This is a genomic window from Streptomyces sp. NPDC028907 (assembly GCF_055564995.1).
Genome location: NZ_JBVHVE010000012.1, coordinates 217,407 through 231,795, shown reverse-complemented (window position 1 = coordinate 231,795; position 14,389 = coordinate 217,407). Strand labels below are relative to the sequence as shown.

Below are 14,389 nucleotides of genomic sequence, written 5' to 3'. Positions count from 1 at the left end.
GCTCCGGACAAGAACTCCACCGCGCTGTCTGTTGCTGACACGGTTGGGAGGTCGTTGTGGCTGATCTCTCGGTCGAGGCGACCACCTCTGGCCGCCGTTTGGTGGCGAGTGTCAGCGGCGAGGCTCTCGCACGCCAACGCCAACGCCAACGCCAACGCCCACGATCGCAGGAGACCGCCCTGAACGGAGCGCGGCTCATTCTCCCCAGATTCTCCCCAGCGGCCTCAAACGCGTCTTCCACGCCTGCGATCGGAGCCGTACACGCTCAGTACAGCAACCCACCACGGTGATTGATCAGAGCCAATCCCGCCTCTTGAAGATGACGTACCTTCCGAGAGGTCGGCGGCGCCCTGGGCATCGCGGTGCTCGGCTCGGTCCTGTCCACCGTGCACCGCAAAGCATCAAGGATCACTTCGGCGTGGTGCCCGCGGGCGCGTGGGAGGCGGGGCGAACCCATCGACGCGGCTCTCGGCGCGACCGAGTAGCTCGGCGCTGCAGTGCGGTCGTTGACTGACCCGGCTCAGGACGCGTTCGTGCAGGCCATGCACATCACGGCGCTTGGCTCGGGCTGTGTCGCCGTACTCGGCGCGATCGTGGTGGCCCTGTTTGTGTCGGGGCCGCCCCGCCCCGCCCTGACGCCGTTGGCGAATTCGGGGCGGGCGTGACGTCGGTCTCCATGACCTGGTTGAGGCATGAGGGCCGACGTTGTCGCAAGGGGGAGGGTTTCGATGTCGTTGCGGCCGCAGGAGCCGGGGCAGGTTCCAGAGGAGACGGCGCGGGTTGCGGAGGCCGCATTTCCCAAGGGCAGCCTGGCGATCCGGATCCGGGACGAGCTGGGCACTCTGTTCACCGACTCCGTCCCGGGGCAAGCCCGCTTGGTCGCCGGGTCGACTCGCGCTGGTGCTGGTGCTGCAGTTCGTGGAAGGGCTGACCGACCGGCAGGCGGCCGAGGCAGTGCGAGCGAGGATCGACTTCAAGTACGCGCTCGTGCGCCACGAGGCGCCGCTATCTCCGGGCGGGGGTGAAAGACCCCCGCCGCTGGTCTGTCGCAGCAGGCTAGCGAAGCCGAGGGCAGCCTGATCGCGGAGACGCGCGGGAGGGTGGTAAGCAGCCCTGACAACGACGGGACGTACCGGCACTGCCAGACGGTACGGGCCCGGCAAGCGAGACGAGAAGCCGTACGAGAGGAACCAGCGCCCGAAGCCTCGTAACACTTGAACCGGCTCGAACCTGGTGGATCTGGGCCGGGTGCAGTGCGCGCGACCGCTGAATGGCGGTGGTCGCGACTCCGCCACCGGTGAAGTGCGTCGGTGCGGAGGCCATGTTGAAGGTCTGCGGCGTAGGCATGGCGATGCTGCCGGGGTACAGCTGGGCGGCTCACTCGACAACCGGATAGCGGTGAACGGGGGAAGCGGTCCGATGCCGCCCAAACCCCGGCGGCCAGCCGGGCGGAGGGCAGGCTCGTCGTCGGCTGGTGGCACCGGATCGTGGCGCAGTCCTCGTAGTAGTCCGAGCGCGCGAGAGGCGCGTACATGGCGAAGGAGGACAGCAAGTCAGCAGCCGAAGGACTGGAAGACCAGGAGGGTCGTTGGTGAATACCGACGAGCTGGAGTACGTCCTGACCAGGGCGGAACGCCGGGTACTGGAGATCCAGACGAAGCTGCACCGATGGGCCCGTGAGGGCTCTCATCGCAAGTTCAGTGATCTGTTCAACCTCGCTGCCGACCCCGCGTTCCTGCTGGTCGCGTGGGCTCGGGTGCGAGGCAACAAGGGAGCCCGCACGGCCGGAGTGGACGGCGAGACCGCCTACTACGTGGAGACCGTGCGGGGCGTCGAGAACTTCCTCGACGGGCTGCGGAACTCGATCAAAGACCGCAGTTTCTGCCCGCTCCCGGTCCGGGAACGGATGATCCCCAAGCCCGGTGGCAAGCAGCGCCGTCTGGGGATCGCGACCGTGAGGGACCGGGTGGTGCAGGCGTCCCTGAAGCTGGTGCTGGAGCCGGTGTTCGAGGCGGATTTCCTCCCGTGTTCCTACGGGTTCCGCCCGAACCCACCGGGCCCATGACGCGGTGGCCGAGGTCCGCCACTTCACCTCCCACTCTTACGAGTGGATCGTGGAGGGCGACATCAAAGCCTGCTTCGACGAAACCTCGCACGCCACCCTGATGGACCTGGTGCGCGCTCGCGTCGGGGATAAACGCGTCCTGGCCCTGGTGAACGCGTTCTTGAAATCCGGAATCCTCGGCGAGGACCGGGCGTTCAGGGAGACCAGCGCCGGAACCCGCAAGGGTCACTCCTCTCCCCGTTGCTCAGCAACGTGGCCCTCTCCGTCCTGGACGAGCACATCGCCCGGGGCCCGGGAGGTCCGGCGAGCACCTTCAACGACCGCCAGAAACGCCGCCGCCGCGGACTGCCGAACTACCGGCCATAGCGCGCGCGGGGACGTCCAAGAAGGCCAGAGACATCAGCATCGACAAGGTCGCCGTGGACAAGAGGTGGGAGACAAGCAGAACGGCCATTTACGCCGCTCTCAACGGAACGCGGCTGGCGTCCGAGAGCACGCTCTGCGCCATGGTGATCCACTGGGACCCGCGGGGAGCAGATGCGATCCCTGAGTGGCTGAAGATCCGCTACGACGTCGAAGAGAAGATCATCACCAAGCCAGTGGCCGCCGAACTGAGTGCCCAACTGCCGGCTGTCACCGCCAGCATGCAGGGTGACGTCGCCGCCGCACCTCGCCCACCACGCAGGCGAAGGAATGTGGACACTGCCGTGCTCGTGCAGCTTGCGCAAAACCTTCGCTCGGCCGCCGCCGAATCCGGGCTCTCCGTGACACAGCTCGCCGTACAGGCCCACCCGAACCGAGTTGAACGTCCGGACCAGTCCAACGGGGGCCTGGAAAAGGATGATTGGCCAGTTTTGCCCAGAGATATCCGGCCGTCATTGCATCGGCGTCGAGGCGGCGGCACGATCGTCATCGAATGGCGGGGGTGCAGTACTGGGCTTCCGCCAGGTCTATGTGCTGGTCTCGTTCACAGCCTCGATGAAGTGCTCGTACTCCTGTCTCGCCGCCCCTACGTGACGCGAAACTTCTGCCCACACAGCTTCTCGCCTGCGATGCCGATCGGACGCACTCTGCAACAGATGACTGAGCGACACCAGGTGTTCGTAGGCCTGCCAGGCGGGCATGAACACTGCCCGAACGCCGTCCAGTTGGAGCACGGATACCGCATCCGATACTTTCTCGCGCTGCTGATCAGCGACCGCGAGGGCTGAGTTCAGCTGCTCTGCCGTTGGGATGGCCCCCATCCTGAACAACTCGGAAGCCTCGATCAGTGCTCGGTGGAAGTTGCCCCAGGCCACGGCGAACGCCACGTGGGTATCACGTTGAAACTGGCGTCTCCAATGATCCTTTTGCGTCCTGGCCTGGTGGCGCCCAGCGAGAGCAGCCGCCCCGATTGCGCCTCCAGCACCCACTGCGGCTCCCAGCAAGCCCGCCGCAGCACCGACGATCACCGCGTCCATGGTCGCATTCTCTTGGTCCGCACAGATCCGCGCAGGTGAACCGAGATCGTCGAGCCGTCCCGGCTGTCCGCCCCTCGCCTCCGACATCGCCAGGTGGCATCAACACCGACGTGCACGGTCGCGCGCACGCGGTCGAACCAGACCCCGTCGAGCGCGTCCGTCTGGCCTGGCCGGCGCGCTGCGAATGTGCCCAGGCCAGCGCACCGTGACGATTCGCAGGGGGCCCCTTGGCCGACCGATAGTTGGCCAGAGGTTGCCACGAAGCCCCTCGGGACGTGGGCAGTCGAGTGTCGGCTTGGCTCGACGTCTGCCGCGCGTATCGCCCACCCAGCGCCGTTTCGGCTCGGCTCGGCCTGCCGCCAGGGGGTGCCTTCAGTCGTTCGCTGTCGGGCCGGTGCGGACGACGGCCTGGTCGCCGTGGGGGCCGAACAGGTGCAGGATTTCCACTGCTTCGGCGTCGGCGGGGCCGAACCAGTGGGGTTCACTGGTGTCGAACTCGGCCACCTCGCCCGGCCGGAGAGTGATCTCGCGCTCCCCGAGGATGAGGCGGAGCTCGCCAGCGAGCACGTAGAGCCATTCGTAGCCGGAGTGGGTTACCAGTCTCGGTTCGCGGTGCGCGAGTACTTGCTTGAAGACCTGGACCCGGCCCGGGTACTGCGTCAGCGGGACGAGGACGCTTCCGCGTTCCCGGCTCCGCGGCTTCAGATGGACCCGCGGATCACCGGTGGCCGGAGCCGTCACCAGCTGGTCCAGCGCGACGCGGTGGGCGCGGGCGAGCGGGATGAGAAGGTCGAGCGTCGGGCGCCGCCGGCCCGACTCCAGGCGCGACAGCGTGCTCACGGAGATCCCGGTGTCCTCCGCGAGGGTTTCGAGGGTGAGGCCGCGGTCGTGCCGCAGGGCGCGCAGTCGTGGCCCGATGCTGTCGAGGAGTTCCGCGAGTTCGGCGTCCATGCGGCCATTTTGCAGTCTTCGCAAAGTTCCTGGGCCTGGACCCTGCTCCGACCCGAGCCTGGGCGGCAGCCGATCCCGTTGAAGGGGGACCTCCCGTGCTCACGACATCCCTGGCCGCTCCACCCTCCCCGCTGAGCGCGCGCCGGCGCTGGACGGTGCTGGCCGTCTGCGCGCTCAGCATGTTCCTGGTGGGTGTGGACACCACCATCGTCAACGTGGGCCTGCCCGAGATCGGGCGGGGCCTTGATGTGGGCACCCGCGGTCTGGAATGGGTCGTCAACGCTTACACCGTGGTCCTGGCCAGTCTCCTCATGGTCTCCGGCGCGCTCGCGGACCGCTTCGGACGCCGCCGCATCTTCCAGTGCGGACTGCTCGTCTTCGGCCTGGCCTCCCTCGCGTGCGCCCTCGCCCCGTCACTCGGCGTGCTCGTCGCTGCCCGGGCCGTCCAGGGGATCGGAGCCTCCATGCTGAGCCCCGTGGCCCTGGCGATCGTGGTGAACGCGATGCCCGACCCACGGGAACGGGCCCGGGCGATCGGCGTGTGGGCGTCGGTCTTCGGACTCAGCATGGCAGCGGGCCCGGTCACCGGCGGGGCACTCATCGCCGCGTTCGGCTGGCGTTCGGTGTTCTGGATCAACGCGCCGGTCATCGTCGCCACCCTCGTCCTGGTCGCCGTGTTCGTGCCGGAGTCCCGCGCAAAGCGCGCCCGGCGCCTCGACTTGCCCGGCCAGGTGCTCCTCACCGTGGTCCTTGGCCTCTTCGTCGGCGTCCTCATCGAAGGACCCGGCATCGGCTGGACCTCGCCCGCCGCTCTCGCTGGCTACGCCCTGATCACCGCGGCGACGGCCGGGTTCGTCCTGGTCGAGCTGCGCCGCAGCGAACCCCTGATGGACCTCGGCCTCTTCCGCCGACCGCAGTTCGCAACGGCGGTACTCGGCGCCACGGCGGTGTTCATCGCGCTGAACGTGAGCCTGCTGCTCAACACCCTCTACCTCCAGCACACCCGCGGCTGGACACCGCTCGCGAGCGGCGCCGCGACCCTGCCCATGGCACTCGGGGCCACCCTGTGCGCGCCCTGGTCCGGCGCCCTAGTCGGGCGTCTTGGACCGCGGCGGCCGCTGTCCCTCGCGGGCGCCTTCACCACGGTCGGCGGTCTGTGCCTGATGGACCTGGACCAGGACACGAGCGTGCCGCTGATCCTCCTCGCGCACCTACTGATCGGCTTCGGGTTCGGCTTCGCCAACGCCCCCCTCACCAATACCGCGGTCAGCGGTCTGCCACGGTCCCGGGCAGGCGTGGCAGGGGCGATCACCTCCACCGCGCGCCAGATCGGTGCGGCGGTCGGTATCGCCGTCGCCGGGGGCCTGGTCGCGGGCACCGGCCCTGCCAGCCTCGCCTCCGCGTCGCGTCCAGGATGGCTGCTCGTGGCGGCCTGCGGGCTGTTTCTCCTCGTCGTGGCGCGCGCCTCGCAGCCCGCGGCGGTCGACACCCTCTGACCCGAGGGCAGGTTCCACGCCGGATGGAGGAAGGTGCCCCGGAAACCGCAGAACCGACGAGCCTGGGGCCAACTGGACAGCCTGGCCAACCATCGGTCGAAATGGCCAGGTATCGCTCGACGTCACAGCTGGGGCGGGCGGCCCGAACACCATATAGAACAAGTGTACGAATCTTGGGATATGGTGAGTACCTGAAGAGGCGCAGGTCAGGCAGGGGGTACTTGGGGGACCGGAGGTGTGGGCGGTGGATTTGCTCATCTGCATGTGGCCTCCGGCTACTCGGCCCGCTACGGCTCCTCCCTGCCTGGCGTCCTGGTCCAGCGCGCTGCGGAGCGCGGCATGACGACGCTGGCGCTGACCGACCGGGACACCGTCGCGGGCACGGCCCGCTTCGCCACCACCGCCGCAGCCGCCGGAATCCGCCCGGTCTTCGGCGTGGACGTCGCCGTCGCCACGCACCGGCCGCCGTCGCCGTCGCACACTCGATCGCGCACACCGGTCCGCGGCGGCGCCCACGTCATGGAGGCGCCCCTGCGGATCACGCTGCTCGCGCAGAACATGACGGGGTGGGCGCGGCTGTGCCGTCTGGTGTCGGCCGCGCACGCGCATGCCAACGGTGGGGTGCCCATTTTGTCCTGGCCCGTCCTGCATGAGTTCGCCGACCGGGACCTGGTGGTGATGCTCGGGCCGGCCTCCGAACCGGTGCGCGCCCTGTCGGCCGGGCGCCCGGACCGTGCCGAGCAGCTGCTGGTGCCGTGGCGGGAGCTGGCCGGGGACGGGCTGCGCCTGGAGGCGGTGTGGCTCGGGCGGCAGGGCACCGGGCCGGGAACGCTGCGTCTGGCGGCGCGGACCGTGGGGCTGGCCGACCAGGTGGGTGTGCGGGCGGTGCTCACCAACGCCGTCCGCTACGCGGACCCGGACCAGCACCGGCTTGCCGACGTCCTGGACGCGGCGCGGCTGCTGCGGCCCATCGACCGCCGGCACTTGGACGGCGGCGAGCGCTGGCTGAAGGACCCGGCCGCCATGACGGCGGCCGCCGCGCGCATCGCAGAAGCCGTCGGCGCCGACCGGGCCCGTGCTGCGGCGTTGCTGGCCGAAACTGAAGCGACGGGCCAGAGCTGCACCGTGGACCCGGTACGCGACCTGGGCTTGGGGCGACCGCACTTCCCGGAGCCGGCTGTCGTCGGCGCCGGAGATGAGCCCGGGTCCGCGATGCGGCTGCTGCGGCAGCGCTGCGAGGCCGGGATGATCGCCCGCGGTCTGGACACCGACGACCGGTCCGTCCGGCAGCTCGACTACGAACTGGAAGTGATCGGCCGCCTGAGATTCGAGGCGTACTTCCTGGCCGTCGCCCAGGTCGTAGCGGACGTACGGGCGATGGGGATCCGGGTCGCCGCGCGCGGCTCGGGCGCCGGCAGCATGGTCAACCACAGCTTGTTCGTGGCCACGGCCAACCCGTTGGAGCACCGGCTGCTGTTCGAACGCTTCCTCTCCGAGCGACGCACGTCGCTGCCGGACATCGACCTGGACGTGGAGTCCGCGCGCCGCCTCGAGGTCTACGACAAGATCATCGAGCGGTTCGGGTCCGAGCGGGTCGCGGTCACCGGCATGCCCGAGACCTACCGGGCCCGCCACGCCCTCCGGGATGCCGGGCTCGCCCTCGGGCTGCCGCCCCAGGTGGTCGGCGACGTCGCCAAGAGCTTTCCGCACATCCGCGCCCGGGACATCCGCACAGCCCTGGTCGAACTGCCGGAGCTGCGGCAACTCGCCGTCCAGGCAGGCAAGTTCGGAAGGCTGTGGGAGCTCGCCGAAGGCCTGGACGCGCTGCCGCGCGGCTACGCCATGCACCCGTGCGGGGTCATCCTGTCCGACGCGAGCCTGCTGGACCGGCTGCCCGTTCAGCCGACCCCGGGCGGCTACCCGATGGTCCAGGCCGACAAGGAGGACGTGGATTCTCTGGGGGTCGAGGCTGTTGCCGTGGGGTCTGTCTCACATTGATGCAGCTCAGCGACCTGGTAGGTGAGTCTATGCGTCACGACACCTGTGGTGCTAGGGCCTGTTCGTAACCATGTGACGGGACAGTCAGTCTCCAGGGGTGGAGGCTGGCGCAGGGTGGGAGAAGCTGCGAATGTGTGCGGGTGTTAGCTTCTCTCCCGTGGTGGAACACCAGGACGAGACCAGGGCGGCCTATGACGGGGTCGTCGAGCTGTATGCGTCGATGTTCGCTAATCGGTTGGAGACGCATCCGTTCTCGCGGAACATGATCGGTATCTTCGCCGAGCTGGTGCGTGAGACGGGGAACCTGCGGGCAGCCGACGTCGGGTGCGGGCCGGGACATCTGACGGCCATGCTGCACGACCTCGGGCTGGACGCTTTCGGGCTCGACCTCTCCCCAGCCATGGTCGACCACGCTCGGCGGGCCCATCCGGCGCTGCGGTTCGACGAGGCGAGGATGGAGGCCCTGCCGGTCGAGGACGGCACGCTCGGCGGCATGCTGGCCCACTACTCGATGATTCATACCCCGCCTGGGGAATTGCCCGCGCTGCTCGCCGAGCAGGTGCGTGTTCTGGCACCAGGGGGCCTGCTCCTGGTCTCGTTCTTTGCGACTGACGGATCGGAGCCGGTCCGCTTCGACCACAAGGTGACGCCCGCTTATAGCTGGCCGGTGGACCGGTTCGCCGAGTTGCTGGCCGGGGCCGGGCTCGTCACGTTCGCCCGGCTGCTCCACGACCCGGCCTCCGAGCGGGGCTTCCTCGACGCCCACTTGCTGGCCCGCCGTCCCTAGGGACTGTCCCGTGATCGGTTCTCGGCGGCCGAAGGCCGCCGAGAACCGTCGTGGGGTGACCTGACCGGCCAGATCGGACAGTGGCCTGTCGTGATCAAGGCCGGTGGTTCAGGGCCCGGGTCAACTCCCGGTTCGCCGCCCGAGCCGCTTCCAACTCCTCTGTCCGCTCGTCGAGTTCGCCTTGCCTGGCAGCGACCTCCTGCTCGAGGAGGGCGATGCGACGCTGGAGTTGGTCGATGTCGACGGGTGCGCCAAGGCCGGATTCGGCCCAGATGGCATCGCCGAGCTGGGAAGACAGGCGGCTCTCCAGCTGCCGGACGCGTGCCGCGAGACGCTTGTTGCGTTCCAGCGCGTTCGTGAGGTCGGTCTGCAGCGAAGCCCGGCTGACCGCCGCAATTCGGCCCTCCTCAACGGGGGTGTTGGCGGCGGCGTGGACGCGTTCGAGCAGGTCGCGATGGCGATAGAGGAAGGTGCGATCAACCCGAGCGGCTCTGGCGAGCCCGGAGACGGTGATGTCCCCGCCGCTCTTGGCGGCGGCGTCGATGGCCTTGAGGACGCGCTCGCGGCGGCGAGTCGAGTCGGCGCGCTTGCCCTCGATCATGGGGTTGGTCATCCTGCGGGCCTTTCAGAGCGGAGATCCTCGGGCGGCCCAACGCGGGGCAGGCCGAGTGAGACGACGCGGCGTGTGCGGCGAACCATGGTGACGGCTTCCTTGATCTGCATCCGGTCCTCCTCGGTGAGGTCCTCCAGGTCCTCCCGGACACGTTTGACCAGGCGGCGGACCCGAGTGATCTCTTCGTCGGAAGGCATGGCCTCGGCCTTCGCCCACGAATCGGCGGCGAAGGCGGCGAGACGTTCGCGACCACGGAGGAGATCGGCGAGGTATGCCTCCAGGTCAGGGAGGTAGGAGACGTCCGTGCGGAAGTGATCACAGCCGACGCAGCGGAATCTGACGGGACAGTCGTGCCCGCCGGCCTGGACGTTGGTAGGTTCGGTGCAGAGCCCATAGGGGACCTGGACCTCCCCGATGGCCCGGCGGGCGTGCTCGGAGTCGAGCAGGGCCTGGGCCTTGCGCCAGACGCGATTGCCGTTCCGGTCGAACTGCATCGCGGTGACCCGCTCCACGGCCTCACCCTTACGGGTCTCGCCGACCCGGTAGTACTGCTGAGTGGTCGTCAGCTGGCGATGGTCCATGAGCGACTGCAGGGCATCGGGAGCGACGCCGGCGTCAGCGTGTCGCTGAGCGTAGGTGTGCCGGTAGGCGTAGGGGAAGATCTTGGCCTTGTCGAACGGCAGCATCTTGGTGACCTGGCGGCCCTTGATCGTGACCACCGTGGGAACCAGGAACTCGGGCAGCGACTGGACCCAAGCGCGGTGACGGGAAGCGAGCCATTCAGCCGTGACCGGCTTGGTGCCCGTCGCGTTGGTCAACACGGCGGGCAGCAGCTTGAGCTGGCCGGTGGGAGTGTTCGGAAACCGTACCCGCACTCGTTCCTGCTGAGCGGTGATCACGGCGCCGGTCTCGCCACTGATGGGCAGGCGACGGGCCTTTCGGGCCGACTTGTGGTTGTCGTAGACCAGCGTCAGCTTGCCGTCCTCGTCCCGCTCGAGGCAGTCGTATGGAAGCCGGCAGATCTCCGAGGGGCGGCGACCGGTGTCGATGATCAGCTCGACCGCAGTCCGGATCTCGGAGGATCCCGTGGCCTCGAGGCCGTCGAGGTGCTGGCAGAGCTGCGTCATGACCTCGGCCGGCAGGTCCTTGCCGGCCTCGTTGTCCTCGGGGTCGTCCGGTACGTCCTCGGCGTGCAGGCCGAAGGTCTCGCAGATCCCGTGCAAGGGCTGGTCGCGCTGGGTGAGGCCCAGGGTTCGCACCCGGTTCAGCAGACGTCGGGCATATCGGACCACGCGGACGTGGGCGTATCCGCTGATCTCGTCTTGTTCGTTCAGAAACCGTAGCCGTCGATTCTCTGGGGGTCGAGTGCCGTAGATGCTCGGCTGCCCGTGTTTGTGCAGGTGGGCGACCTGACGGATTGAGGATGGCAGTGCGACAGGTGTGGCGCAATCGCTGAATCGGGCGATGGTGAGGCTCTCCGGCGGCGCCATCGATGCCTTGGCTCATGGGGTGTGGCCGGACGGTAGGTTGCCACCATGCCGCTTGCCCCAGACGATGAGATCCGTAGTCGCGAGGAATTGGTTGTGTTCGTCCGCGCACTTCACCAGGACTATCTCCGCCATGGCAATGAGTGGGAGAACCAGACCCTCGATGCCTTCCTGGAAGGGCTCGCCGCGTGGATGAACGACTCGGAGGGTTGGTATCGAAACTTCGGTAAGGAGCTCCCTGCTGCTGGTGACTGGACGTTCCTTGCCCGGGCTCTTCAAGCGGCGACGACTTACGAATGATCGGCAAAGCCTGACGGTCTGCGAAAGCCACTGCCCGACAAGTTGCTGAGCTTCCTCACGAACGAGCGTTGAGGGTGGCCATGAGCTGGCGGTTGGCTGCTCGGGCGGCAACGAGGTCTTCCTCGCGTTCGGACAGTTCGGCGGTCAGGTCAGCGTTGTGTTGTTCGAGCTGGGTGATCCGCTCCTGGAGGGCGTGGATGTCGGTGGGGGCTCCGAGGCCCGATTCGCGCCAGGCCCGCTCGCCCAGGGCCCGTGAGAGGGCCTCTTCCAGTTGTCGGATTCGGGCGGTGAGTCGGCTGTTGCGGTCGTTGGCGTTCGCGAGGTCTGCCTGCAGCGACGCGGTGGTGACCCCGTGCCCGTCCTCGGCCTGTGGCTGTGTCTCGGCGGGCGATGCCGGAGACGCTGACGGGTTCGCCTGCGGCGAGGGCTTCGCGCAGGGCGGCGCGAGCCCGTTCGCGGCGGCGGGATGTGGCTTCCTGGCGGCCGTCGTGCACGGAGGGCGTCATGAGCTGAGTCCTGACTGGAAATCGGGGCGGGGCTGGCGGACTTGGGGGATGCCGAGGTGGATCGGTCGTCGGCCGCGGCGGACGAGTGCGATGGCTTCGTCGAGTTGGGCCCGTTCCTCTGGCAGTAGGTCGTCGAGGTCGGTCTTGACCCGGCGGATGAGTCTGCGGACACGGGTGATCTCTTCGTCGGACGGCATGGCTTCAGCCTTCGCCCAGTCGTCTGCATCGAGGGCCGCGGCGAGGCGTTCACGGTTCCGCAGGAGATCGCCGAGGTATGCCTCAAGGTCGGGGAGATAGGAGGCGTCCGTGCGGAAGTGCCCGCAGCCAACGCAGCGGAAGCGGACCGGGCAGTCCTTGCCGCCCCGCGGCGACGTTGGAGGGTTCGGTGCAGACGCCGTAGGGGACGGCGACCTCGCCGATGGCCCGGCGGGCCCGCTCTGAGCCCAAGGTGCCGGAGGAGCAGCGGGAAGCCTGGCCGTTGGAGACCGCGCGGCGCGTCCGGGACGCGATCAACGAGCGGTACCGCATCGCGGTGGTAATCGCGCTGGGCTGCGGTCTGCGGCAGGGCGAAGTGTTCGGTCTGTCCCCGGAGGACGTTGACTTCGCCCGAGGAGTGCTGCGTATCCGTCGGCAGGTGCAACTCCTCCACGGGCGCTTGTACTTCACCCTGCCGAAGGGCGGCAAGACGCGCGTCGTCGACATGCCTCCGTCGGTCGCAGCGGCCCTGGCCCAGTACTTCATGGAGTACCCCGCAGTCGAGGTCGAGCTGCCGTGGGGCGGCCCGGAGCCCGATCGCGAGACGCAGAAGTTCCCGCTCGTGATCACGACGACGTACGGCAACGCTATCCGCGCGAACATCTTCAACGTCGAGGTGTGGAAGCCGGCCCTGGCAGCCGCCGGCGTCATCCCTATGCGGAAGAAGGGTGAGCGGTGGAAGGCGTCTCGCAAGGACGGCTTCCACGTGCTGCGGCATACGTACGCCTCGGTCATCCTCGAAGCAGGCGAGTCCGTCGTCACGCTCGCCCGCTGGCTCGGCCATTCGAGCCCGACCATCACCCTGGACTACTACGCCCACTTCATGCCCGAGGCCGGCGGGAAGGGACGCGGGGCCATCGACGCCTTGCTCGGCCAACCTGCCGCCGTTGCCGCGGCCACGTAGACACCACTCCCGCAACCCGCGCAGACGGATGGGCACAGCACCTCGCTGTGCCCATCCGTTTCCGCGTTTCAGCCCGGAAGACGGCTACGGTCCGTGACCGTCGGCGCTCCCAGACGCCATCGCAGTCGGCGAGGCTCTCTCATGCCAACGCCCACGATCGCAGGAGACCGTCCCGAACGGAGCGCGGCTCATTCTCCCCACACACTCCCCAGCGGCCCCGAACGCGTCATCTACGCCCTCGATCGGAGCTGCACGCGCTCAAGACAGCAGCCCTCCGCAGTGATTACTCAGAGCCAATCTCGCCGCTTGAAGATGACGTACAAACTGGTACAAACAATCCCCATTAGGGCGATAGCAAATGGGTAACCGAGTACCCAGCGCAACTCCGGCATGTGCCTGAAGTTCATCCCGTAGATCGTCCCGACCAGCGTCGGAGCGAACAGGATCGCCGCCCAAGAAGAAATCTTCTTGATCTCCTCGTTCTGCTCGAACCCCGCCTCCGCCAACGCCCTCATCTCCGCGTTCTGTTGCTGCGTGACCAGCGTCGCGTTGACCGTGAGGATTTCCGTGAGGGCCTGGCGGAAGCCGTCGACGCGTTCGCTGGTGTGGGTGACGTGGTCGGCCACGTCGCGGAGGTAGCGCTGGAGTTCCTCGTCCGTGCCGTACTTGGAGAAGCCGGCCATCAGGCCGTGCAGCATGCCGACGAGCGGGCGCGTGGCGCGCTGGAACTCGACCATTTCCCGGGAGAGTTCGTAGATACGGCGGGAGACCTCGGGGTCGCCGCGGAAGACCTCGGTCTCGATCTCGTCGATGTCGTTCTGGACGCCCGTCACGACCGGCACATAGCCGTCGACCACGGTGTCCAGTATCGCGTAGAGCACGGCCTCCGGGCCGAGTTTGAGCAGCTCCGGAGTCTCCTCCATGCGGCGGCGCACCGCCGAGAGGTCGGGGGCGGCGCCGTGGCGGACCGTGATCACGAAGTCGGGGCCGACGAAGACGTGGAGTTCGCCGAAGTCGACCTCCTCGGGTGCGTCCAGGTAGCGGGCCGCGCGCAGGACCACGAAGAGGGTGTCGCCGTAGCGCTCCAGTTTGGGCCGCTGGTGAGCTTCCATCGCGTCCTCGACCGCGAGCGGGTGCAGGTCGAACTCCGCGGCGAGGGAGAGGAGTTCGGCCTCGGTGGGGCGGGCCAGGCCGATCCAGGCCATGCCGGACGGCTGGTCGCGCAGCTCGCGGAAGGTATCGGCGAGGGTGGCGGGGGAGGAGACCCGGACGCCGTCCTGGTACAGCGCCGCCTCCACGACGCTCGCCACCTCGGTGGAGTCGGCCGGTGAAGCTGGTGGCGACGGGGCCGGGGCCGGTGGCTCCGGGGGCCGTGGCGGGGTCAGGGCTCGGCGCCAGACGGATTTCATGGGGTTCTTCGAGGCGGGGCGGGCGCGTCGCTCGGACATCGCGGCTGCCTCCCGGACGAGACGACGAGTACGTGTACGTGTACGTGTGCGTGCGTGCAAGTGTGCCTGTGGCTGCGCGTGTACGTGATCACGGAGCAGGATATACGGGGCGAATGACC

Annotated in this window: 13 protein-coding genes and 2 pseudogenes; 10 read left to right on the top strand and 5 right to left on the bottom strand. The window is 68.4% G+C overall.

Annotated elements, in window-relative coordinates; all coding sequences use genetic code 11:
• Nucleotides 1–506 precede the first annotated feature (506 nt).
• The 5 genes and pseudogenes from ACZ4UU_RS32715 (at nucleotide 507) to ACZ4UU_RS32695 (ending at nucleotide 3,276) form a co-directional block, all read left to right on the top strand.
• The gene (locus ACZ4UU_RS32715; protein ID WP_471906996.1) at nucleotides 507–665 is read left to right on the top strand and encodes a hypothetical protein; all 159 of its coding nucleotides are present in this window, start codon (nucleotides 507–509) and stop codon (nucleotides 663–665) included.
• A gap of 63 nt (nucleotides 666–728) precedes the next feature.
• Nucleotides 729–987, top strand: a pseudogene (locus tag ACZ4UU_RS32710) (transposase); the annotation flags it as partial.
• Between the two features lie 604 nt (nucleotides 988–1,591).
• Entirely contained in the window at nucleotides 1,592–2,065 is a 474-nt protein-coding gene (locus ACZ4UU_RS32705; protein WP_471906995.1) for a hypothetical protein, read from the top strand.
• A 240-nt stretch (nucleotides 2,066–2,305) separates the two neighbouring features.
• The gene (locus ACZ4UU_RS32700) at nucleotides 2,306–2,431 is read left to right on the top strand and encodes a hypothetical protein (protein WP_471906994.1); all 126 of its coding nucleotides are present in this window, start codon (nucleotides 2,306–2,308) and stop codon (nucleotides 2,429–2,431) included.
• Between the two features lie 140 nt (nucleotides 2,432–2,571).
• On the top strand, nucleotides 2,572–3,276 hold the full coding sequence (locus ACZ4UU_RS32695; protein ID WP_471906993.1) for a hypothetical protein: 705 nt from the start codon (nucleotides 2,572–2,574) through the stop codon (nucleotides 3,274–3,276).
• Between the two features lie 621 nt (nucleotides 3,277–3,897).
• On the opposite strand, the gene ACZ4UU_RS32690 is transcribed toward ACZ4UU_RS32695, so the two are convergent.
• Nucleotides 3,898–4,476: a helix-turn-helix domain-containing protein gene (locus tag ACZ4UU_RS32690; protein WP_471906992.1), complete on the bottom strand. Its 579-nt coding sequence runs from the start codon at nucleotides 4,474–4,476 to the stop codon at nucleotides 3,898–3,900.
• A gap of 95 nt (nucleotides 4,477–4,571) precedes the next feature.
• On the opposite strand from ACZ4UU_RS32690, the gene ACZ4UU_RS32685 reads away from it, so the two are divergent.
• From ACZ4UU_RS32685 to ACZ4UU_RS32675, 3 genes and pseudogenes are all read left to right on the top strand, one after another.
• Nucleotides 4,572–5,972, top strand: coding sequence for an MFS transporter (locus ACZ4UU_RS32685; protein WP_471906991.1), 1,401 nt, complete (start codon nucleotides 4,572–4,574; stop codon nucleotides 5,970–5,972).
• A 237-nt stretch (nucleotides 5,973–6,209) separates the two neighbouring features.
• Nucleotides 6,210–7,937, top strand: a pseudogene (locus ACZ4UU_RS32680) (PHP domain-containing protein); the annotation flags it as partial.
• A gap of 190 nt (nucleotides 7,938–8,127) precedes the next feature.
• Nucleotides 8,128–8,757, top strand: a complete 630-nt coding sequence (locus ACZ4UU_RS32675) for a class I SAM-dependent methyltransferase (protein ID WP_471906990.1) — start codon at nucleotides 8,128–8,130, stop codon at nucleotides 8,755–8,757.
• A 94-nt stretch (nucleotides 8,758–8,851) separates the two neighbouring features.
• On the opposite strand, the gene ACZ4UU_RS32670 is transcribed toward ACZ4UU_RS32675, so the two are convergent.
• A complete protein-coding gene (locus ACZ4UU_RS32670) occupies nucleotides 8,852–9,358 on the bottom strand; it encodes a DUF6262 family protein (RefSeq protein ID WP_471906989.1) in 507 nt (168 codons plus the stop codon).
• Between the two features lie 8 nt (nucleotides 9,359–9,366).
• Nucleotides 9,367–10,629 (bottom strand): tyrosine-type recombinase/integrase, encoded by a 1,263-nt coding sequence (locus tag ACZ4UU_RS32665; RefSeq protein ID WP_471906988.1) that lies wholly within the window; start codon nucleotides 10,627–10,629, stop codon nucleotides 9,367–9,369.
• Nucleotides 10,630–10,905: 276 nt separating this feature from the next.
• On the opposite strand from ACZ4UU_RS32665, the gene ACZ4UU_RS32660 reads away from it, so the two are divergent.
• On the top strand, nucleotides 10,906–11,157 hold the full coding sequence (locus ACZ4UU_RS32660; RefSeq protein ID WP_471906987.1) for a DUF7660 family protein: 252 nt from the start codon (nucleotides 10,906–10,908) through the stop codon (nucleotides 11,155–11,157).
• Nucleotides 11,158–11,659: 502 nt separating this feature from the next.
• Here ACZ4UU_RS32660 and ACZ4UU_RS32655 read toward each other — a convergent pair.
• Complete coding sequence (locus ACZ4UU_RS32655; RefSeq protein ID WP_471906986.1) at nucleotides 11,660–11,860, bottom strand: hypothetical protein; 201 nt, start codon at nucleotides 11,858–11,860, stop codon at nucleotides 11,660–11,662.
• A 251-nt stretch (nucleotides 11,861–12,111) separates the two neighbouring features.
• Here ACZ4UU_RS32655 and ACZ4UU_RS32650 point away from each other — a divergent pair, with 251 nt between their 5' ends.
• Nucleotides 12,112–12,822, top strand: coding sequence for a site-specific integrase (locus tag ACZ4UU_RS32650; protein ID WP_471906985.1), 711 nt, complete (start codon nucleotides 12,112–12,114; stop codon nucleotides 12,820–12,822).
• Nucleotides 12,823–13,109: 287 nt separating this feature from the next.
• On the opposite strand, the gene ACZ4UU_RS32645 is transcribed toward ACZ4UU_RS32650, so the two are convergent.
• A complete protein-coding gene (locus tag ACZ4UU_RS32645) occupies nucleotides 13,110–14,270 on the bottom strand; it encodes a magnesium and cobalt transport protein CorA (protein ID WP_471906984.1) in 1,161 nt (386 codons plus the stop codon).
• Nucleotides 14,271–14,389 lie beyond the last annotated feature (119 nt).